Source organism: Methanobrevibacter sp., assembly GCF_045646045.1.
In the GTDB taxonomy this organism is placed as follows: domain Archaea; phylum Methanobacteriota; class Methanobacteria; order Methanobacteriales; family Methanobacteriaceae; genus Methanocatella.
In genome coordinates, this window is sequence record NZ_JAZRJY010000142.1 from 1 (window position 1) to 23,086 (window position 23,086).

Annotated in this window: 12 protein-coding genes and 1 tRNA gene; 11 read left to right on the plus strand and 2 right to left on the minus strand. The window is 31.7% G+C overall.

Translation table 11 applies throughout. From position 1 onward, the window contains the following. The first annotated feature begins 310 nt into the window (after positions 1-310). From ACKI5C_RS09625 to ACKI5C_RS09655, 7 genes are all read left to right on the plus strand, one after another. Entirely contained in the window at positions 311-2,167 is a 1,857-nt protein-coding gene (locus ACKI5C_RS09625) for a hypothetical protein (RefSeq protein WP_407432908.1), read from the plus strand. Between the two features lie 6 nt (positions 2,168-2,173). Further along, positions 2,174-4,057: a DUF2357 domain-containing protein gene (locus ACKI5C_RS09630; RefSeq protein ID WP_407432909.1), complete on the plus strand. Its 1,884-nt coding sequence runs from the start codon at positions 2,174-2,176 to the stop codon at positions 4,055-4,057. Positions 4,058-4,112: 55 nt separating this feature from the next. After that, complete coding sequence (locus ACKI5C_RS09635; RefSeq protein WP_407432910.1) at positions 4,113-4,688, plus strand: (deoxy)nucleoside triphosphate pyrophosphohydrolase; 576 nt, start codon at positions 4,113-4,115, stop codon at positions 4,686-4,688. Next, positions 4,678-7,563: a DEAD/DEAH box helicase gene (locus tag ACKI5C_RS09640; protein ID WP_407432911.1), complete on the plus strand. Its 2,886-nt coding sequence runs from the start codon at positions 4,678-4,680 to the stop codon at positions 7,561-7,563. The genes ACKI5C_RS09635 and ACKI5C_RS09640 overlap by 11 nt, the downstream gene beginning before the upstream one ends. A 577-nt stretch (positions 7,564-8,140) precedes the next feature. Beyond that, positions 8,141-12,175 (plus strand): right-handed parallel beta-helix repeat-containing protein, encoded by a 4,035-nt coding sequence (locus ACKI5C_RS09645; RefSeq protein WP_407432912.1) that lies wholly within the window; start codon positions 8,141-8,143, stop codon positions 12,173-12,175. Positions 12,176-12,469: 294 nt separating this feature from the next. Next, a tRNA-Gln gene (locus ACKI5C_RS09650) sits at positions 12,470-12,541 on the plus strand. Between the two features lie 783 nt (positions 12,542-13,324). Continuing rightward, complete coding sequence (locus tag ACKI5C_RS09655; RefSeq protein ID WP_407432913.1) at positions 13,325-16,510, plus strand: C1 family peptidase; 3,186 nt, start codon at positions 13,325-13,327, stop codon at positions 16,508-16,510. A gap of 193 nt (positions 16,511-16,703) precedes the next feature. Here ACKI5C_RS09655 and ACKI5C_RS09660 read toward each other — a convergent pair whose 3' ends face one another. After that, entirely contained in the window at positions 16,704-18,947 is a 2,244-nt protein-coding gene (locus tag ACKI5C_RS09660) for a hypothetical protein (protein WP_407432914.1), read from the minus strand. A 415-nt stretch (positions 18,948-19,362) separates the two neighbouring features. Here ACKI5C_RS09660 and ACKI5C_RS09665 point away from each other — a divergent pair, with 415 nt between their 5' ends. Beyond that, on the plus strand, positions 19,363-20,136 hold the full coding sequence (locus tag ACKI5C_RS09665) for a DUF389 domain-containing protein (RefSeq protein ID WP_407432915.1): 774 nt from the start codon (positions 19,363-19,365) through the stop codon (positions 20,134-20,136). 46 nt (positions 20,137-20,182) lie between these two features. Here ACKI5C_RS09665 and dmpI read toward each other — a convergent pair whose 3' ends face one another. Further along, positions 20,183-20,368: a 4-oxalocrotonate tautomerase DmpI gene (gene dmpI, locus ACKI5C_RS09670; RefSeq protein WP_407432919.1), complete on the minus strand. Its 186-nt coding sequence runs from the start codon at positions 20,366-20,368 to the stop codon at positions 20,183-20,185. A 68-nt stretch (positions 20,369-20,436) separates the two neighbouring features. Here dmpI and ACKI5C_RS09675 point away from each other — a divergent pair, with 68 nt between their 5' ends. The 3 genes from ACKI5C_RS09675 (at position 20,437) to ACKI5C_RS09685 (ending at position 22,907) form a co-directional block, all read left to right on the plus strand. Continuing rightward, on the plus strand, positions 20,437-20,892 hold the full coding sequence (locus ACKI5C_RS09675; RefSeq protein WP_407432916.1) for a dCTP deaminase domain-containing protein: 456 nt from the start codon (positions 20,437-20,439) through the stop codon (positions 20,890-20,892). Between the two features lies 1 nt (position 20,893). Further along, positions 20,894-22,429, plus strand: coding sequence for a thiamine pyrophosphate-binding protein (locus ACKI5C_RS09680; protein WP_407432917.1), 1,536 nt, complete (start codon positions 20,894-20,896; stop codon positions 22,427-22,429). A gap of 238 nt (positions 22,430-22,667) precedes the next feature. After that, a complete protein-coding gene (locus tag ACKI5C_RS09685) occupies positions 22,668-22,907 on the plus strand; it encodes a hypothetical protein (RefSeq protein ID WP_407432918.1) in 240 nt (79 codons plus the stop codon). Positions 22,908-23,086: the final 179 nt, after the last annotated feature.

Consider the following 23,086-nt stretch of genomic DNA (forward strand, 5'->3'; position numbering starts at 1 on the left):
AATAAATAAAATGGATTTAAATTCAGTTATTAGTGCAATAAAATTCATATCATTAACTTAATATAAGAAAATAAAATGGAGAAAATGAAAAATGTTCAAAATTAAATAATTTCCGCCAACACTCAATGTAATGAATCTATTTGGGTAATTTATGTGTTAATTTTAATATTATTTTGATGTGGTTTATTATAAATTTGATAGTATTTTTCATGAAAAATATAACGATCGAATTATTTTTATAATTGTTTTGTATATATATTGTATTAAATGTATTATATTACAGGATTTATTCATAATGTTGGTTGTTGGTATGGTAGAAAATAAATTAAAAGGAGTTTCATTTTATAAATATCTTATAAATAAAGGATATTATTTTGATAAAAAAATTATTGAAAATTATTTGTTATCACTAAAGGTAAAACCTTTTGTAATATTAACTGGTAATTCAGGGACAGGTAAAACAAAATTATCTCAATTATTTGCAAGATATATTTCATCGTATGGGGATTTAAATGAGGATCATATTGTAACCTTTGAAAGCCCTAATGATGGCCATGTATCTTCAGAAGATTATGTCACTGTAAAAGCTAAAGCCAATTATTCTTCTTGGAAAAATAAAGGTTGGACTTTAGGAAAGGATGATTTTGAGGATATTTTACCAATAAAAGAATGTGAAAAGAAATTTAATATGTTGGTGGATGGTATTGATGCAGTTGGGACTATGAATGTTGGGTTTCAATTGTATTATGAAGAAAATTCTATTCAAGATTATTTTAAAAATCTCTATGAAACAGACAGTACTCAAATTGTAGATTTAAAAATTGATTGTGAATCCTTATTAAATTTTATTTCTGATAATTATATTGAGCCTAATGGCTCCATTGTCATCACTCAGAGGTCAAATAAATCTGCTTATAATGAAAGGCAATGGATGATGAATAAAGATATTTTTAATTATCTCCCATTTTATAATGGTTATTATGACTGTAATGTAATTGTTAATGAAATCAAATCAAAAGCTAAGTTTAGAATAGTTCCTCGGTTGTCATATAGTCCAAATGCCAAATTACAAGATTATCTTCAAAAAAATCATGGGAAAATTGTCAATGTTGAATTAAAAATTGATAAATTTGATTTTGAAGATTTTAAACCAAAATTTCAATATAAAAATTTAGATAATGTTGAAGATATAACTACACAGGCGGTTTTAAATGAATCTATGGAAAGTAATCCAATTACTCCAAAATATAGTATAGTTCCTGTTGGTGCAAATTGGACTGACAATTCAAATATTTTGGGCTATTATAATGCAATTACTGAAAAATATCAATCAACTCCTGCTTATGATTTAATTTATGAGGCTAGCTCTGATAATTATAATCCTTATTTCTTAATTCTTGATGAAATGAATTTATCTCATGTGGAAAGGTATTTTGCTGATTTTTTATCTGCTATTGAAAGTAAAGAGCCGATTCCATTATATGGTGGATCACAATTAAAATTAAACATCCCTGACAATTTATTTATTGTAGGTACAGTTAATGTTGATGAAACTACATACATGTTTTCACCGAAAGTTTTAGATAGGTCCAATACTATTGAATTTGATACCTTATCTGTTTCGGATTATATTAATTTAAATTTAGAAGATGATGATTTTGGAGGGGATATTAATTATCTTCAATCTCCATTAATCGATTCGGATATTTCAAATCTTAATATTTCTGATTTAAAAGAAATTTTATCTAAAATTTCATGTACTGATGGAAATTTATTGGAAGTTTTAATTAATGAAATGGATACCTTCCAATATGCACTTAAATCTACGGGATTTGATTTCGGTTTTAGAGTTATTAATGAAATTTTAAGATTTATGGTTGTTGCATGGAGATATGAAAATTCTCCAGATAATTGGAATAACTGGGAAAGGTATTTTGATGCTCAAATTAAACAAAAAATACTTCCTAAACTTCATGGTTCTCAAAAAGCTATTGGTAATGTATTGAATGATTTATTTAATTTATGCTTAGTTGATTGGGATAATAATGAGCAAGCAAAATTATTTAATATAACTGAAGATAAGTGTAAGTATTATACTTCAGCATTAAAGCTTCAAAATATGGCTAAAGTCTTATCTGACCAAAGATATGTGTCCTTTATTAATTAGATTTAAATGATAGAACAAAAAGTAACTATTAATTTAAAAGATGAATTTTCAAAAGATATTGGAACTTTAACTGTTAGTTCTATGGATCCTATTCGAGAAAAGGAATCATTACATAAAATATCTGATTCATTTGTCTTGGAAAATATTGATTTGGTTGATGAAGTTGATAATTCCACACCCATTCAATATTATAATAAGGAATCTTCTCAATTTTCTCATTTAATGCTTTTGGAGGAGACTGAATATCAAATTTTATTTGAATCAGATGATGCTAATGCAAGTTATGATGTTTTATATTCATTAATTAAAATTAATGAAAGTCATTTTAAACGATTTAGGTTTAATTTGGGTGATGATAATAAATTTAAATTGGCCGGAACCCTTAATTTTAGAAGTTATGTTGGCAAATCCTTTTTGGATGTTAAGAAAGATAACATTAAATCAATTCAAATTCCTATTGAAGTGAGGTCTAAAAAAATAGATTATTTTAATCAATACTCTGCAATGATTGCGGATTTATCACAACATGCTTTAAGTTTAATTTTTGAAGTTAATTCTCCTTTATATCAAGAATTTGAATTGGCTAATGAAGAAAAGCTCACTTATTATGAAGATTTCATGTTTTTAGAATATTTGTTCAGACAGGATAATTTGCCTACTATTTTTGAATATTTATCTAAAAATATGCATTCACAATTAATCAATCATGATGAAACAGTACCAATTTCTTTGGCAAATAATTTAAATTCATCTTCAATAAACAATATTGTTTCTAAACCTAATCAACTTTTTAAAACACATTCTTCAATTGAAATGGCAAATAAAATGGAGGGATATTTACCATATAATATTCATCAAATCAAGCATGAGGAATCTATTGACACACCTGAAAACCAATTTTTCAAATATTTTTTAGAAATGCTTCAAATTTTGGTTGAAAATATGTTAATTAACTCTAAAAAAGGATATATTCAAGATAAACTAAATGTTTTCAAAGAAGAGATTAGCTATTATCTTTCAGCAAAGTTTTTCAATCATATTTCTACTTTGGATTATGTTCCATTTAATTCTCAAGTTTTGCAGAAAAAAGAAGGATATAGGGATATTTTTCAGTACTTTTTAATGTTGGAATTTTCATTCAGATTAAGCTGGGATGATTTAAATAATAAATTTAAAGGTTTTGAAAAGAAATTGTCTGAATTATATGAATATTGGTGTTATTTTGAAATACTGAAAGTTCTAAATGATTTAAGCATTACAAAAATTAATTTTGAAGATGTTTTTGAAGTAAATAAGACTAATTGGGCAATTAATGTTATTAAAGGTAAACGTTCATCCAAAATATTCAAATTAAATGTTCGGGGGCAAGATGTTAAAATTGAACTGTTCTACAATTTGACATTTTCAGATAAATCCGATTATAAATCATATTCTCTTGCGTTTAAACCCGATTATACATTATTGATTACTACGGAAGTTAAACAACATTTTATTCATTTTGATGCTAAATACCGATCCGAATTGGAAATTATTGATTTTTATGAAAAAATTGGTGAAAAAACCAATTCTGAAATTGAAAAGGAGATTGATAAAAGAGATTCTCTTGAAGAAAAAGAATATGTTTTTAAAGATGCTGATATTTACAAAATGCATACTTATAAAGATTCAATTTTACTTAGTTCAGGTTCTTATGTATTGTATCCAGGTACTAAATCCAAATATTTCAGGGAGGAGGATTTAATAATTCCTTCTGTTGGAGCATTTTCATTAACTCCTGGAAATACTGATATTGAAGAAGATAATTTGACTAAATTCATTAAAAAGGTTATTGGAACGTTATTGTTTAAAGATGGTTTAATTATTTATGAATGGGTAAGTTCTAATTATTAATTATCAGCAACTTTATAACATAAGCTGCCAAATATTAAATCAAAGGAGTTAACACATGAAAACTTTAAATGTTGTTGCAGCCATTATTCACAAGGACAATAAAATTCTAGCTACTAAAAGGGGCTATGGTGAGTTCATTAACCAGTGGGAGTTCCCCGGCGGTAAAATAGAGGAAAATGAAACTAAAGAAGATGCTTTAATTCGTGAAATTAAGGAAGAATTAAACGTTGATATTAAAATAACTAATTTTGCACTGGATTTGGAGTACCAATATCCTACTTTTTATCTGAAAATGTCCTGTTATGACTGTATCATTAAAAGCGGAACCCCTAAACTTCTGGAGCATAATGATGCAAGATGGCTTTCAAAAGACGAACTGGATGATGTCAACTGGATTCCGGCAGATATTGCTGTTGTTGACTATTTAAAAGAAACAATGGTTGACCATCTGTCAATGATGGAAAAGATGAAAAAGGTTGACGAAGAGATGCAGAAATGCGGCTATGATTTGGACAAATTAATAGAGCTCTATGAAAACACTGATGACAGGTTTGAAAAGCAGCTGATTTATGCGGAAATCAGGTCTATTGAAATTTTAAACTCTATTCATATTGATGCAAATGGCGAATGAAGATATTTTAAACGGGGCAAAAACGGCATTTATTGATGAAACTTTCACATCTTTAAATGATTTTAAGCCTAAACTGCTTTTCAATTCCAGCGAAAGCAAGGTTAGAAACGAACTTGTTGACCAGCTGAGAAACTGTGACGAGTTTATCATATCTACTGCATTTATTACCCTGGGCGGTATCACGCCTCTTCTGGAAGAGTTTAGAAATCTGGAGAAAAACAACGTTAAGGGTAAGATATTAACCACCGACTATCTTGCTTTTACAGAACCCAAAGCCATTAAAAAGCTCAACAGCTTCAAAAACATTGAAGTCAAAATGTTCACCACAGAAAATGAGGGTTTCCACACCAAGGGATATATTTTTAAGAAAAACAATAACTATTCAGCTATTGTGGGAAGCTCCAATCTGACGGCAAGTGCTCTTGTTGAAAACAAGGAATGGAACATAGGATTTAGAGCAACAGAAGATGGTGAAATCCTCCATAATCTGTTAAATGAATTCAATGAATTATGGGATCAATCAAGAGATTTGGATGATATCCTTCCTGTTTATGAAAAGTTATACAATGACAATGTAAAGTTCAAGGCCATAAGGGAAGTTACAAAGGAACTGGAAAAGGATAATGTAAAGGATTTGATTCCTAATACGATGCAGGAGAAATTTTTAACAAACATCAGAAATCTGATTAAAAGGGGTGAAAAAAGAGCTATTTTGGTTTCAGCTACAGGAACCGGTAAAACCTATGCATCAGCATTTGCAGTAAAAGATTTTAACCCTAAACGATTTTTATTCATTGTCCATCGTGAACAGATTGCAAAACAATCAATTAACGCTTATAAAAATGTAATTAAAGATAAATCATTCGGCCTTTTGACAGGTAATGAAAAGAACTTCAATGCAGACTATATTTTTGCAACAATCCAGACATTATCAAAGGATGATGTCCACACCAGGTTTAAAAAGGATGAATTTGACTACATCATCATAGATGAGGTTCACAAGGCCGGTGCTTCAAGCTATCAAAAGATTTTCAATTATTTCACTCCAAAATTCTACCTTGGAATGACCGCTTCACCGGAACGTACAGACGGTTTTGATATCTATGAGCTCTTTGACCACAATATTGCTCATGAAATTCGCCTTCAGGAAGCTCTGGATGAGGATTTATTATGTCCATTCCATTACTTCGGTATCAGTGACGTTACTTTTGACAATGAGGTTATTGATGATAATTTCAATGATTTCAATTATTTAACCTCGGATGAAAGGGTCAGCTATCTTCTTGAAAAATCAGAGTTCTACGGATATTCCGGAGACAGAATCAAGGCTCTTGTATTCTGTTCCAGAAAGGAAGAGGCAAAGGAACTTGCAGAAAAATTCACTCAAAGAGGCCATCCTTCAATGGTATTAACTGGTGATGACTCACAGGAAAAAAGACTGGAAGCTATTGACAGATTAACCAACGATTCCAATCCCGACAAGCTCGAATACATTTTTACTGTTGACATTTTCAATGAGGGTGTTGATATTCCTGAAATCAATCAGGTCTTGCTTGTAAGGCCAACAGAATCTCCAATCATATTTATCCAGCAGCTTGGAAGGGGCTTAAGAAAGTATAAAAGCAAGGAATTTGTTGTAATCCTTGATTTCATAGGAAATTATAAAAACAATTTCATGATTCCTTTAGCACTTTCAGGTGACAGATCATATGATAAGGATAAGCTTAGGCATTACCTGATGCAGGGAAATAAAATCATTCCTGGCGTGTCTTCCATTAACTTTGATGAAGTTTCTAAACAGAAGATTTATAATTCAATAAATAATGCAAGCTTTTCAAGGGTTGCTCTTTTTAAGGAAAAGTACAATAATCTGAAGTTTAAATTGGGAAGAATTCCAATGCTTTCGGACTTTTATGAAAATGCTGATTTCAACCCTGAGTTAATTCTGGCCCACAATCAGTTCCCGTGTTATCATCTATTTTTAAATAAGGTTGAAGATGACTATCTTGACACTTTAAGTGAGGATGAAGTAAATTCATTAATTTTTGTTTCACAGAACCTGGCAAATGGAAAAAGGCCTCATGAAGTCTTGATATTGAAATGCTTAATTAATAACAAGTATTTCAAAAAGGATAAAGTACAATCTCTTCTGAAGTCAATGTACGGAATTAAAAACGATTTAAAATCAGTTGATTCAGCTATTAATATTTTAAAACTCGACTTTTTTGTTGAAAAGGAAAAGGCCAAATATGGCCTGACCACATTTTTCGATGATGATTTTAAGATATCTGACCAATTTATGAGTTTCCTTTCCCATGATGCTTATAGAAAACACCTTGATGATGTTTTAAACTATGCACTTTTAAAGTATCGTGATGTTTATTCTTCCCAGACAGAAAACGTCAATCTCAAGTTGTATGAGAAATACTCTAGAAAAGATGCCTGCAGATTATTAAACTGGCCTCATGATGATTCATCAACAATGTATGGTTATAGAATAAAGCATGGAACATGCCCTATTTTTGTCACTTATGATAAGGATGAGGATATTTCAGAAAGTACTAAATATAAGGATGAATTCATTTCAAAAAGTGCTTTTTCATGGATGACCAGATCAAAGGTTAAGCTTGAAAGCAAGGAAGCTCAAAGGATTATTAATGATAAGGATTTGAAAATCCATATTTTTGTTAAAAAATCTGATGATGAAGGCCGTGATTTCTACTACATCGGCCAGGCGACTCCTGTGGATTGGCATCAGACAACTATTTTAAATGATGACGGAAAAGAATTGGACATTGTTAATTTCAAATATTCTCTTCATGATGTTGTGACCGATGAGCTGTATGACTATTTCACCAAGGATTCAAACACATAATTAAATCAATTCTGTGCTTGATAATTCAATCATTTCAGCTATTATCTTCACTTATTTTAAAAGATTTTTCAATTTAATCACTACCAACATTATAATTCATGCAATTTCGTGCGGACCATATACATTATTAAAAATAATTGCATAGTCCTGTGGGGTAGCGGCAATTCTTTTGGGTTCTGAACCCGGAGACAGAGCTTCGACTCCGCTCGTGACTAGTTTATTCTTTTTTCATATATGGTCTTAAATAATCGTTATATTTTGGGTTACATCAGAGTTATCCTTACTACATATCAAATTTGTATACATTTTCTAAAAAAGTATGCAGCAGCATTCGTTAATAATTTTTAGCGTCCATTAGAAAAGTATTATCTTTCTTTTTTCTGATGGAATTATTCTTTGTTTATTTAAATTTCATTGTTTTGTCGGTATTTAGTTCTTATTTTTTATATTAACTCATTTTTTAATGCAAGCAAGCACTTACATTCGAAAAGCTTTATATACTTGATTGGCGTATACATAAATGAAAAATGTATTCTTTTTCATATCAATGAAGAGATGCAAAATGTGATGTGATGTTATGAAAGACTTTAAATTAATTGCAATATTGGGTTTATTTTTAATCCTTTTTGTTGGTATTGGATGTGTGTCTGCAGCAGATAATATTACTGTTGGGGACAATGATTTTGGAAGTTATGGTGAAGATAATGCTATAACCCATCTGGATGATGTTCGTTTGGATAAGCCTGCCAGTCTTTCAAATGGTAAAAACGTTGGCAGTTTTAAGGATTTGAAAAATGATATTTCTAATCTTAAAGATGGTGATACTTTTAATTTAACTAAGGATTATAGCTACGGATTTGGTCTTAAATATTCTATTGAGGACAATGATGTTATTAAAATAACGAAAAATAATATTACAATTAATGGAAACGGCCATATCATTAATGGAGCCCATAAGACCAATATATTCAATATATGTGGTGACAATGTTAAAATAACTAATGTAACTTTTATGAATGCAATGTATGATGATAATGTAAATAGATATATTCCGGATGAATCTCCTTCTATAACTGATATAGGTTATAATTATCCTGATAGGAAAACATATAGTCCTTCTTCAATTTATTCTGGAGAAATTAGGAATGGGGAACGTGTAAGTATAAATAAAATTCAATTTCATGCGGGAGAGGTTGGTGCAAGTCCTGTTCGCTGGTTTGGAAATAATGGTGTTCTTTCAGACTGTACTTTTAAGGGAAATTCTGTGTATTATGGACGTACTGATAAAGGTGGTGCTCTCACATGGAAAGGAAATAACGGTTTAATCAGTAATTGTAAATTTACAGGTAATCTTGCAAACACTGCCGGCGGTGCAATTTATATTGGCGGTGCAAATAACACAATCGCAAATTCTGTGTTTAAAAAATCCTTTTCCATATCCTGCGGTGACGCTATTTTCATGGATCATAATTATGAAAACTGTACTATAACTGATTGTACATTTGATAATTTGTTTCCGATTATTGATGAAAAATCTATTGATTTAAAGTATTTAAAGAATAATTTTACAACAACAATTGGACATGATACAATAAATCTGGATGCATTGTTATATCAATCTCTGTTATATAATGCTAACTTTGTTTATAATGGTCATATTTCATGTAGTTTTCGTCATGATAATTTTGCTCATATTTTTAGTATCACTTCTATCTTGCCTAACGGAGTTGTTGTCTGTGAATACCACTTTAGCAAAGTAGGCTGTGTAAATGATATTTTTGAGAATTTGCATATGGGTAATTATGTGAAAAAGTTGATGGTGAACATAACTGTTCACAGTGCGGCTGAATATAACAATTTAGCTAGCCATATTAAAGATGAAAAAGACAAAAAAGTTCATAGCATCTTAAATATTAATGTTAAATGTCCTTTATATATCAATAAACTGTTTACTGATTTCAATGAAGTCAATATGGTTGGTGATGTAGGAACTTTCAATGAGTTGTCATGTGAAATCAATAAACATCACCCTGGAGACGTTATTAATTTAACTAAGAATTATTATTTCAATGAAAAGTGTGATAAAAATAGTGTAGTAATTAATATCGACAATATAACTGTAAATGGTAATGCTTATGTTATTGATGGAATGAAAAAACCGGTAATGATCAATGTATCAGGAGATAATGTTAAAATATCCAACTTGACCTTCATAAATGCTATAAATAATAAGAATTGTGAAAGTATGATTACCTGGAGCGGCAATAAGGGAGTTCTTTCATCATGTAATTTTGCAGGAAATGTTGCACTTAATGGTGGTGCAGTTAACTGGATGGGAAATAATGCTTTAATCAGTCAGTGTATTTTCATAGCTAATGCTGCTGATTTTGGCGGTGCAATCTATATGAGCGGCATTAATAATAAAATTATCAAATCAGTTTTTAAAAACTGTTATGGTAATTTAGGATATGAAGCGGTTTATCTTTTATGTGGAGTTGAAAACTGTAATGTATCTTCCTGTTCATTTGATAATGTTATTCCTGTCCTTGATAAAAAATCATTGAATTTACATGTCAATAAGAGTAATGCAGGTAATTTAACTGATTTGGCTTCTGAGATTAACAGTCTTAAACCGGGAGATACAATTACTTTAAGCAGGGATTATTATTTTGATTATGGAGTTAATGATAGTATGATAATTGATAATGACAATGTTACTATTGATGGTAACGGCCATGTTATTGATGCAATGAATCATTCTGCAGTATTTAAGGTGAACGGAAATAATGTTAGGATTTGTAATTTAAATTTCATTAATGCTGCATGCAATAAAATCAATGTTATATCAACTTCTAAATTGAAAAATATTACTTATGATTCTGGAGAAAGTCTTATTTCCTGGATTGGTAGTAATGGTGTTCTTTCAGACTGTACTTTTGCAGGCAATAGTGCAGTTAACGGCGGTGCTGTTACTTGGATGGGATGTAATGGTTTAATTGATCATTGTATATTTATAAATAACACTGCCAGTGGTGTTGGCGGTGCAGTATATGTTCCGGGAGCAAATAACACAATTATTAATACAATATTTAGAGATTCCTCTTCAAAATTGACTTGTGAAGCAATTTTCACTGATTGTAAACATACTTGTAATATTTCACATTGTATGGCCAATAATAAGGTTCCTGTTGTTTTCGGAGAGTTATCTGGTATTGATGTGGGTTATTTACGTTACGGCGTTTATCAAAATATTGCGGGTGAAAAAATTAATCTGGTTTCATCAATTTATAAGACCATAATGTATAATTGCGCTTTGAAGTATAATGAAAATATAACTTATGCATTTGTTTACAGTAATAATACTTTCTTATTTACTATTAATGGAAAATTAAATAATGGCGAATATCTTATTAACTATGAATATTATTTTGCCAATGTAACTTTCCATAACAATACATATGCATGGAATAATATTTTCAGTGCTTTGTTAAAACATTCTAATGGAGGATATAATAAAACCATATCAGTTATTAAAAATGTATACGTTAAAAGTAGTGATGATTATAATGATATTATTAATTTAAAGAAATCTGGTGATGTTAAATATTTATCTGGAAGAGATATTGATATTACTGGTGCTGAGATTTCTTTAAATGTCACATTTGCATATAAAATATCCATAATGACTGGCATAACATGGAAAGTCCACAAAAGCGGTTATGATGTTATTCGTGTAAACGGTCAAAATTCACGTATTTCACTTGCTAAAGGATCTGAGAAAAAAATCTGGGTTTCAATTGATGAAAAAGATTTTTTCAGTGCAACTAAGTTAATCGTTGATGGTTTTAATTGTCATGTTGAAAATGATGGTGGAAAGGGTATTTTTGAAGAGGTTTCATTTAAGAATGCCCACAACAATGATGATTTTAATCGTGGTTTTGGTGGTGCAATACTTAATCAGGGATCTGTCATTTGTAAAGACTGTTATTTCTACAATAACTCTGCTAAATGTGGTGGTGCAGTTTTTAATGCAGGATACTTTGAATATGAAGACTGCATATTTGAAAATAACCATGCAAGTAAAGTAGGTCCTGATATTTGTAGCGCAGATAAAGCTAAAGAAAAAGAGGGTGATGACTCAATTACTGTAATATGTTCAGATAAAGGCATTACAGTTATTAATGGTGAGAATATTACTGACCCTGGTGAATATACCTATGTGCATGTTAAAAGTGAATCATTAGTAAAAGCTACACTTATAAGTGCTGCAACAAGTTTTGTGGTCGGTGCTGTTGTTGGATTTATTGTTGGTATAGCTACCTTAAACCCTGTTGCCGGTATTGCTGCAGGTGTTGGTGCTGGTGTTGTTGCCGGTGGTGCCATTGGCGCTTATACTTCATGGTATATAACTTCCAATAATTATGATCCTGAACTTAAGGTTTGGAAGGTTTATGCAACTGTAATCGGTATTTCTGTTGTAGCCGGAGCAGTTGGAGGCGTAATGGGAGGATATGTAGGTTCAGGTTTTGAAAATCTTAAAGTTACTACCGTACCTAAAGCTGTTGCCGTATCTGAAGAGGCCAGTGAGTCTGAATACACTTTTTTCTGGTAAAGTTGTAAAAGCATATAAATAGGATTGAAATTTCAATCCTATTCAATATCTTTATCGGCTTTTTCCGAATATATCATATAATAATTTTAAGTATTTCTAAAAATCAACATTAAAATTCTAAAAGATAGCTTCAATTAAAGCCAGTAAATAATAACAAAACATCAAAATTACAATAACTGAAATCAATTATTCAATGGGCAAAAATGGAGTTTAAATTTACTTTTTAATTCATGCAATGCTTGCCATCATACAGTCCCTACTTATTTATATGATGATTTCTAAAAATAATTGCATAGTCCCGTGGGGTAGTGGCAATCCTTTTGGGCCCTGGACCCAAAGATAGCGGTTCGACTCCGCTCGGGACTACTTAATTATCCAATTATTTAATCTTTTTTTTTCTGTTTTTTTCATATAATCTGAAATCAAAAATTCTGTGATGTTTGTGTGTTTTAATCCGTTTTTCTAAAAAATTCACTTGGCCCATGCTTAAAACGTATTTGTTATAATTAAACATTAACTTAATGCCTGCTGAATACATCATAACTTCAAGTTATAACGGTTCAAGCATTGCAAACAAAATAACTATTAGAAGTTGAGATTAAGTATCTCAACATCATTTTTCTTTTTAAAATAATCATAATCTGTTTTTAAATTATATCTTTTTAATATTATGGTATGCGACATATGTTGCATTAATGTTATTTGTCATCGCCTTAATATTCCTCTAAATTATACTATCAAATAATCAATTTTACTATTTATTAAATTTAATGTATTTTAATTATATCTAATTTAATAATGTATGTATTGTATTAACTGCATGCTTTCTAAAAATCAGGTTACTTTTTAACTTTGCATATATACGGAAATCTGTCGTTAAGATAAATTTTATATAATTTTATTTTTTAATTAACTAAATAATGTTTATTTGTGAATTTGCCAAATATAAAAAGCTTGTGATGATAATTCTTTAATTCAAAAAATAATGTATTGTCTTATTAATTTCAATATAATAGCCACCATTATTATAATTCATACAATTCAATGCCTAACATCTACATAATCTTTATAATTGATATAATTCAGATATTAGTTTATTGATTAATAGGGGGACAAACGATTTTTAAAAAGATTTTTTTAACTGTATTTATGATAGCTATTTTGTTTGCGGTTGTTTCTTCGGTTTCGGCTGAAGGTAATTTTACAGCCCTGCAAAATGAAATTTCTAATGCAAGTGATGTTTTGGAGATAACTCAGGATTATACTTATGATAATGTCAGCGACAAAGAATTGGTGGATGGCATTTTCATTTGGAACAAAGAACATTTGATAATTAACGGAAACGGCCATACAATTAACGGAAACAATCAATCATCAATATTTGTTGTTTATTCACCTCATGTTGTTATAAATAATCTCACTTTTGTTAATGGTAGAGGAGAGTCTGGAGGTGCAATTGTGGCCAGTGATAAAAATATAACTTTAAACAATGTTATTTTTAAAGATAATTATGCTTTATCTTCAGGAGGGGCAGTATTCTCCGGTGGAAATTTAACAATTAACAATGGACAATTCATAGATAATTATGCTGGAAGGGCTGGAAATTCTATTGGTCTAGGTTTAAATTCTTTTTTATGGGCGAATAACTGTACTTTTTTAAATTCCCGAGATATTTTAAAATTTATAATCAATGCTGAAGCATCTACACTTTATCTTGATGGATGTATTTTTGAAAATATCACTTCTAAATACGGTTCGGCCGTTTATTCCAATAAGCGTCTATACATCAGCAATTCAAAATTTATTAATTTGCATGCAAATATGACTGGTGGAGCATTAATAATTAAAAATAATGAGGATGCGCTGATTAGAAATTCCACTTTTATTAACAACTCTGCAAAAAATGATGGTGGAGCTATTTTCACTGATTCAAAATCATCATCCAGCCATTTGAAAATTTGCGATTCAGTATTCATCAATTCCACTGCAGACTATGGGGGTGCGATTTGTGCACTTAGATGTGAAGTGGAAGTGGAAAATTCTACTTTTTCAGATAATATTGCTACTTTCGGTGGAGGCGCTATTTTTGGATCCTCATCCATGTTGACTGTTAAAAACAGCACTTTTATTGGAAATAATGCAATTGATGAGGAATTAGGATCTTATGGTGGTGCAATTTATCACGATAATTATGAATTTTTATCCGTTAGGAATTCAACTTTTATTCAAAATCATGCTAAAACCCATGGGGATGCAATCTATATCTATCAGCCATATGATGTTATATTAACTAATTCAACATTTAAAGATAATGGCGAAGCCGTTTACATGGTCTATGATGATCATGCTTTTATGAAGGATAATGATTTTTCAAATGATACTGTTTTAATGAATCAAACCGATTACGATACAATTGTTGTTGAAAAAGGTTTGGGCATTGTATTGACCAATAACACCCTTAATTATACTGACTTGCCTGAAAAATTTGATTTACGTGACTGGGGATGGGTAACTCCTATTAAAGATCAGGGCGCAATGGGTGCCTGCTGGGCTTTCGGAACAATAGCTGCCCTGGAATCTGCCTTGCTTAAAGCAGCAGGAATCGAAACCAGTCTTTCAGAAAATAACCTTCAAAATACGATGTTAAGATATTCAAAATATGGTGTTTTAGATTTGTATGAGGGCGGCCGTGAAGATGATGCGATAAGATACTTCACCGGCTGGTTAGGTGGTTTTCCGTCAGAATATGATGAATATGATGAATATGGTAAGGTATCCCCTTTAATCGATAGCGGCAAAAACATACATATTCATGATGTTGTTATTATTCCGAAATTTGAGGACATGCTGTATGCGGATTATGTAAAGGAATGTATAATCAAATACGGTGCTGTTGCGGTTTCTTTTGGAGCTTATACGGAGGATTTATCCTGTTATGATCCTTCTTATGCTACATATTATGCTTATGAAGATTTGCATAAAGATTATCATGCCGTTTCTATTGTGGGATGGGATAACAATTTCCCAAAGGAAAACTTCTCAACAACTCCTCCCGGCGACGGAGCATGGATTTGTAAAAACAGCTGGGGAGATGACTGGGGAGACAAAGGATATTTCTATATTTCCTATTATGACCAGACATTATTTAAAGACTATCCTTCCTGTGCTTTTGTAATCAATAATACTGAAAATTATACTAAAAATTACCAGACTGAAATGGGAGGATCCGCTGTCCAGAAAACCTTTGTCTATGACAAGTATTATAACGAGTATGAAGCTTTGGAAAATGATTTTATTGCAGGGGTTGGAACCTACTTCAATGAGCTTAATCTTAACTATACCGTTGACGTATATGTAAATGATGTTTTGAAATTGTCCCAGAATGAAAGCAGCAGCTTTTTAGGATTCCACACAATCAGACTCAACGAATATGTTCCTGTTAGGAAAGGGGATATATTTAAAGTAATGATTAGTGGAAATCCGGTACCTACTATTATAAAGAGCCGCTCTGTATTTGAAGCAAACAACTCCTTTGTTTATTCCAACGGAAAATGGGCAGATTTGTATAGGAATGAGACAACTGCAGTTTTAAAGGTTTATACTGTTGATTATCCAATAAAAACAGATAATCTGGTTAAAATCTATAGGAACGCATCCCAGTTTGAGGCGAATATTGGAATTGCTAATGCAAGCGTTGTATTTAGCATTAACGGCGTCAACTACACAAGAACATCTGATGAAAACGGAACTGCAAGATTAAACATTAATCTGAACCCTGGAAACTATACTATTACAACCACATTCAATCTCACAAGTGTTGAAAATACGGTAACAGTTATTTCAGCTATTGAGTCAGATAATCTGGTGAAATACTTTAGAAATGCAACCCAGTTCGTTGTAAAGGTACTTGATGAGCGGGCCGAAAACGTTACTTTCAACATCAACGGCGTCTTTTACACAAGGACTGTTGATGAAAACAGGACTTCAAAATTAAACATTAATTTAAATCCTGGAAACTACACAATAACAACAATAAATCCAGTAACCGGTGAAAGCAAAGCAAACAATGTCACTGTTTTGACAACTCTTGAAACAGAAGACCTTTCCATGAAGTACAAAGACGGTTCCAAATTTGAAGCAAAAGTACTTGACGCTCAGGGTATGCATTATGCAAATCAGACTGTACAATTCAATGTCAATGGTGTTTTATATGACCGTGTAAGTGGTGATGACGGTATAGCTAAGTTAAACATTAACTTAATGGCCGGCGAATACCTTATCACTTCAGCCTACAACGGATATGCTGTCGCAAACAAAATTACCATTTCAAGTTAAGGATTAATTTCTTTAACTTTTATTTTTTTTCTATGTATTTTGACATACATTTCAAGTGTAAAACTTTTAAAAAAATTTATTTATTTGATGCTTAAAATTTAAATCAACCAGTAATATAATCTTACTTTTTAATTTTAAATTAAATTAGTTAAAAATAAAAATAAAGAAAGTAAAATTACTTTTTTTTCAGAAATTATAGGTTTAAATCTATTATTACAGATTCATCACCAAGGCTGCTGATACTGCTGCTGTCATAAGTAATCTGACTCGTTACATCGACTTCATTTGCAATCATTTCAGCACGTGCTGCTGCTATTTCGGGTGTTGTTGCAGTCATAAATCCTCCAATAACTCCTGATATTCCACCTACTACAGCACATCCTACAATTAGGAATAAGCATGTTTCCATTCTGTTGTAATTCACGTCATATTGCTGTGAAATAATAATTGATGAGCCGATACTTCCTATAGCTGCACCCAGGGCTGCACCTGCGAAAAATCCTGCAATAGGGTTGGCTGTAAGTGCACCGACTACCATCCCTCCAATTATACTTCCAACATAACAGATGCAGGTAATTAAGCCAGATGTTTCTTCATCTAAACTTTTTGCAAAAAAAACTGTACTTTGGTGGTTCTCTTCTGTATTTTCTACACCGTCAATTACTACGGATCCACCATTTCCAATACAAATGTCATTTCCTTTGCCGTATGCCTCGTTTTCACTAAATTGACAGGTGTTTAAGATTAACTGTCCTTGATTGAATATTGCTCCGCCGTTTTTAGCGTAATTATCTATGAATTTGCAGTTATTACAGAATATTACTCCTGTATTGAGTATTGCCCCACCCCAGTCTCTTTCAAACCAGTAGTCCATCTTATTCTCAATGAATGCTACATTGTTAAATATACAATATCCGCCCATATTCGTGACTGCTGTATTGAATCCTTCAATATATAAATTTGATGCTGAAAATGTGTCTTTTTCATTTAATACGGCCCATTTTTCCTCTTCATCATCATCGTATGAACCATAGATTGTTGAGTATTTGCCGTTAATGTTGACTATATCAAAACCTATTTCTGAAGGTTTCCATGTGTCTGTACATTTGAATGACAAGGCTTTTTCAAAATTAATATTCAGCGCAAAAATTACATTATCTCTTTTTAGTGTTTTTGCTACATTGTCTAAAAGCTCATTTCTAATATTTGTATCAATATTTTCAAGATAAGATCCTAGTGGTCTTTTTATTAAATCCTGATAATCTGATTCGCTTTTTACTGTTTTATTAATGATTAATGTTATGTCATTTTTAAATCTTCCATTATATAACAAAGAAAAAATCTGATTCAAATCAGTAATGTCTTCAAAACAGTAATTTTTTTTATAACTGAATCCGTCCAGGTCTTTGGATAGGGTTAATATATATTCATGTGATTCTGTAATGTATTGGGCATAATATGAAATGCCGTTGTCTGAATAGCTTAAACCATTATTCATTATGGATGAATACACGGTATTGACAAGATTAATTTTCTGGTCGGTAAAATTAGTATAAACTGCTAAACCTAAGTTCTCCACATCAATGTTACTTGCTGCTCCGTCAACGAGTAATCTGGTGCATGATTCAAATTTGCCATCCACAATAGTGAAATCACTTCTGCTGCGGTCTACAAATATTGCTTCGTGGGTTAATTCGGATGCACTATTAATGCAGGTATTATATTCAAGGATATTATCTTTTCCCCAAATGTATATTGCTCCTCCAATGGTATCGGCAGTGTTATTAATGAATGTACAATTCATTATATGTCCGTTGTTTCCATTCCAACATATTCCTCCGCCTATACTTGCTTTGGTATTTTCGAATGTACAGTATGAAATGATGCCGTCATTTCCATACCAGGCAACGGGACTTGGATTGTAGTTGTCTTCTATTTCCATTTCGTCATTTTTATAGATTTCATATACAGTTCCTCTGGGCTGTGAGTTGCTGAAAGTAAGGTTGTATATTTTCACGTTATTTCCGTATATTTTAAATATTGCAAAATTTTGTGATGCTCCTCCTCCATCTATAATATGTCCGTTTCCATTGATTGTAATGTCATTTCCATCTATTTCAATTACACGGCTGCTTAAAGGTATATTTTTCCCATTATCGTTGAAATAATAATCTTTATTTATGTTGTATGAGTCTCCTCTTTTGAGACTTTCAATATCATGCTTTAACTCTTCAAAACTTCCTGGCTGGAGATTTTCATTAGTATTGGAGTCATCAAAGCTGCCGGTGACGGAGGGGTATTCGTTTACAGGTGTGGTGTCATTAAACGTGGTGGGGTCGGTCGGTGTCTGGTTTATGTCGTTTGCAGAAATGCACGAGATATTCAGCAAAAAACATAAACAGGTTAGAATTGTTATCATATATTTTAATTTTGTCATTTTTACTTTTTTTCCTCTTATTATTTAATATGGATTTTTGTAAAATCTATGTTTTTGTCTATTAATTCAACATTATTTAAATCTTTTTGCAAGTAAGTACTTGCTTATATAATTTTTTACTAAAAAAGTTATAGTAATGTTCAATATTAATAAAAATCAATATATTATTTTTAGTTTTTTTAATATTTGATGAACAATTATAAATTCGAGATATTTTAAACAAATCGTTGTGAAACTATGTTCAGCTTTAACATTTTTTGAAATTTTAAATACTAAAACAATTAAAATTTAAAATAGGAATAAAAATTGCTATTTAAAACTTTTTTTGATGATGGCAAAATTGAATTAATCTTAAAATTGTCCTGACCATGGGTTAATTATTTGCCTGTGGCTATGGAAATAAGGAAATGACGGCATGACTATAGAAATCGATCAAAAAAAATCAACAATAAAGGAAAAATTTAGAAAAACATTTTCATTATCGGAAGATTCGGCAACAAACGAGGAGATTCGCCAGCGTCTTCTTGACGGAGGAAAAGTTACGGGAACGAACATGTGTGTACTTGTATGTGCAATGATAATTGCATCTGTAGGTCTTAATGTGAGTTCAACTGCAGTAATTATTGGTGCTATGCTTATTTCACCTATAATGGGAAGTATTCTTGCTTCAGCATATGCCAGTGTATCTGGAGATTATGCACTTCTTCGAAAACATGCTACAGGTTTTGTATTGCAGATTTTAATCAGTGTTAGTGCAGCAGCTATTTATTTCTTACTGTCTCCTGTTAAGGAACCTACAGTAGAACTGATAGCAAGAACATCACCAAATTTCTTTGATGTTCTTATAGCATTTTTCGGCGGACTTGCAGGAATCATAGGACAGACAAGAGAGGACAAAACAAATACTGTTATTCCGGGTGTTGCTATTGCAACAGCATTGATGCCTCCGTTATGTACCTGCGGATATGCAATTGCAAATGCAAGATTGGATATGCTTCTTGGAGCAGGATATCTGTTCCTCATTAATTCATATTTCATTTTCCTGGCTGCGGCAATTATCCTGTCTGTTTTGAAAATACCAAAAATGAGGGAATTAACAAGAAAAGAATGGTTAATCCGTCGTTTCAAAATGGTTCGTAATACAATTATAATTGCGATACCTAGTATAATTGCACTTTTTTATCTATAATGTCTGGGAATATATTGGCAATGGTTTTGGTAAGGTGGTTAAGTGATTATCGATCACTTAACAATTCACCGGCCACCCCAATGCTTTCCTTAGGGTAGGCTTGAACTAAAACTGTTATTGCATCAACCGGTAATCCATATGCTTCAGCAACAGTCTCAGATACTTTTTTTACCATTTCTCTTTTTTTCTCAACACTAATTCCATCGTTTCCAGCTATTGTTATTACAGGCATTTTTTCATCCTCCAATTAATTATATTAGAAACCATGTATAAAAACTAATACTAAAAGGAGACATGATTATGCTTGGTGAAAACGAACTTGTTAAAATTTTTCCGGATTTTGCGGATTTGGTCCAGCCTTCAGGTATTGATTTGGAATTGGATAAAATCTATAAACAGACATCTGAAGGTTCTTTGATTGACAACGAAAAAAATTTGCCTGAATTGGAAGAGCTTGACGGTCCAATTTATACTTTAAAGCCACACACAGCTTATCTGGCAAGCATCAAAAGGAAAGTTAAAATCCCAAAGGGATATACTATGCTCTACCTTCCAAGGTCAACCCTTTTGAGATCTTTCATTTCCGTTCAGACTGCTGTCGGAGACCCTGGTTTTTATGGAACACTGATGTTTATGATTTACAATCATGGGGATTTTGAATATAAGATTAAATCCGGAGACAGAATAGCTCAGGCTGTCGTTTTTGAAGTTGAAGGCTCCGGAGAATACAACGGTTCCTATCAGGAGGAAGAATAAAATGAATGTGGCTGAAAGACTGGTCGAAATCCTTGAGGAAAATGGCATTACGCATATTTTCGGAATTCCTGGCGACCAGATAATGCCGATATATAAGGCATTATCAAAATCAGGCATTAATCATATCCTTACCAAGCATGAACAGGCTGCAGCTCATGCGGCAGATGCATTTACAAGAACTTCAGATACTGTTGGAGTTTGTATGGCAACAGCTGCAGGAGGAGCCCTAAATCTTGTTATGGGTGTTGCGGCAGCATATAAGGACAATATTCCAATGCTTATTTTAACCGGAGACAATGACCTTGAAGTGAGGGATAAAAATGTCTTTCAGTCTTTGCCTCTGAGGGATGTTTTTTCAAATATTACTCAGGAAAATTACTCTCCTTTAAATGGTTCTGAAGCTGTTTATGCACTTAAGGCGGCATTATATGGACTTAAAAATAATCCGAAAGGACCGATTCACATCAATTTATCACATGATGTTTTGATGAGTGAGGATTTTATGGATGTTGATTTGTGCTATTTGTGTGAAAGCGATTTGTCAAGTCTTGATGATGCACAAAAGCTTATCATGGAATCTGAAAAGCCATTATTCGTACTGGGTGCTGGGGCAATCTCACAGGCCGAAAACATTAAGATGATTGCAGATTCATATCAAATTCCTGTAACAACCACTTTTAACGGAAGGGGAATTATCTCTGAAGATGATCCGATTAACTTGGGCCTTGTTGGCATTAGAGCAACTCCAAGAGCCCGAAAAGCTATTGAAGAATCGGACTGTATCATCGCACTGGGGTCAATTGCAAGTGAAAGAACCTTTCAAAACATTGATGAGGATAAGTTTATTCATGTCAACATTAATAAGGATATGCTAAAAGGAAAATACCAAATTCAGGGTACTGTTGAAGACGTAATCATGAACCTGGAATTTAAAAAGGTGGACTGGCTTGATGAACTGCTGGTTATTGATAATACTGTAACTGTTGAAGGGGTTGATGATGAATTAAAACCTCAGGCAGCTATTAAAAGAATTTTAGAATGCTTTGAAGATGAAATTATTGCTTCTGATGCGGGATCACATACCACATGGACTACACTGCTTTACAGGGCAAAAAAGCCGAATCATTTTCTCTTTCCTGCAGCTTCTGCCCCAATGGGATATGGTCTGCCTGCAGGAATTGGAGCTTCTATCGCTACCGGAAGCAGAGTTGTTGCCATAAATGGTGACGGTGACATTCAAATGAATATACAGGAGCTTGCCACTTTAAAGGAGAATAATCTTGATGTTATTGTATTTATTTTGAATAATTCCGAGTATGGAATCATAAGGCAATGGCAGGAAGATTTCTATGATATGGAGCATTATCAGACTGATTTGGAAAATCCTGATTTCGTAAAGCTTGCCGCTGCTTATGGTATTGATGCGGTTCAGGTCAATACATTGGAGGATTTGGAATTCCTGCTTGAAAAGGATTTAAAAGGTCCGTTAGTTGTTGAAATCAATGTGGATAAGGAAAATATTCCTCTTCCAAATTAAATTAATTTTTTTCTATTTTTCTCCAATTATTGTCCGTATTGGTAATATATACATTAATTATGTGTATTATTATTGGATTTTAAGTTTTTCATGTATTTATTTGATGTTTGCAAGTAATTGCTTGCGATTAACTTTATATATTTTCAAATTAAACTTTATAATGTGTTGTGTGTAATAATTATTTTACACATTTGTTATAGTGATTAAGATGTATAATAGTTCAATCAAAAAATTTAACATGAAAATAAATGGATTATTTGTTTTCTTTGTATTATTTGGTATGCTTGTTGTTTTTAAAACTATTTCTGCTGCTAACGATTATTTAACTAATTTATCTATTTTTAATCATGATTTTGATTCATTTCGCAGGTTTAATCATCTTGCTTTAATGATTTTTGATGGAGTCGATTTTACTGTACCTAATATTGTTGATGAAATTGACTCTAACGGAATAAAATATGGAGGAATAAACTTTTAAATAGTTTTTCATTAATGAGTTGGTTTTTTATGATTTGCAAAAATAAGTTTTTGTTTGTATTGATGTGTCTTTTGTTTTTTATTAGTATGTCTTGTGTATGTGCAGGTGACAATGTAAATGTCACTGCAGTTGATAATTCTGTTGATGTTCCTGTTTGTAATGCTGCTAGTTTTGATGAT

Bases quoted from the DNA above. Each gene is read 5' to 3' on its own strand.
- ACKI5C_RS09625 (WP_407432908.1), top strand. From the start codon at position 311: ATGGTAGAAAATAAATTAAAAGGAGTTTCATTTTATAAATATCTTATA.
- ACKI5C_RS09630 (WP_407432909.1), top strand. From the start codon at position 2,174: ATGATAGAACAAAAAGTAACTATTAATTTAAAAGATGAATTTTCAAAA.
- ACKI5C_RS09635 (WP_407432910.1), top strand. From the start codon at position 4,113: ATGAAAACTTTAAATGTTGTTGCAGCCATTATTCACAAGGACAATAAA.
- ACKI5C_RS09640 (WP_407432911.1), top strand. From the start codon at position 4,678: ATGGCGAATGAAGATATTTTAAACGGGGCAAAAACGGCATTTATTGAT.
- ACKI5C_RS09645 (WP_407432912.1), top strand. From the start codon at position 8,141: ATGAAAGACTTTAAATTAATTGCAATATTGGGTTTATTTTTAATCCTT.
- ACKI5C_RS09655 (WP_407432913.1), top strand. From the start codon at position 13,325: ATGATAGCTATTTTGTTTGCGGTTGTTTCTTCGGTTTCGGCTGAAGGT.
- ACKI5C_RS09660 (WP_407432914.1), bottom strand. From the start codon at position 18,947: ATGACAAAATTAAAATATATGATAACAATTCTAACCTGTTTATGTTTT.
- ACKI5C_RS09665 (WP_407432915.1), top strand. From the start codon at position 19,363: ATGACTATAGAAATCGATCAAAAAAAATCAACAATAAAGGAAAAATTT.
- dmpI (WP_407432919.1), bottom strand. From the start codon at position 20,368: ATGCCTGTAATAACAATAGCTGGAAACGATGGAATTAGTGTTGAGAAA.
- ACKI5C_RS09675 (WP_407432916.1), top strand. From the start codon at position 20,437: ATGCTTGGTGAAAACGAACTTGTTAAAATTTTTCCGGATTTTGCGGAT.
- ACKI5C_RS09680 (WP_407432917.1), top strand. From the start codon at position 20,894: ATGAATGTGGCTGAAAGACTGGTCGAAATCCTTGAGGAAAATGGCATT.
- ACKI5C_RS09685 (WP_407432918.1), top strand. From the start codon at position 22,668: ATGAAAATAAATGGATTATTTGTTTTCTTTGTATTATTTGGTATGCTT.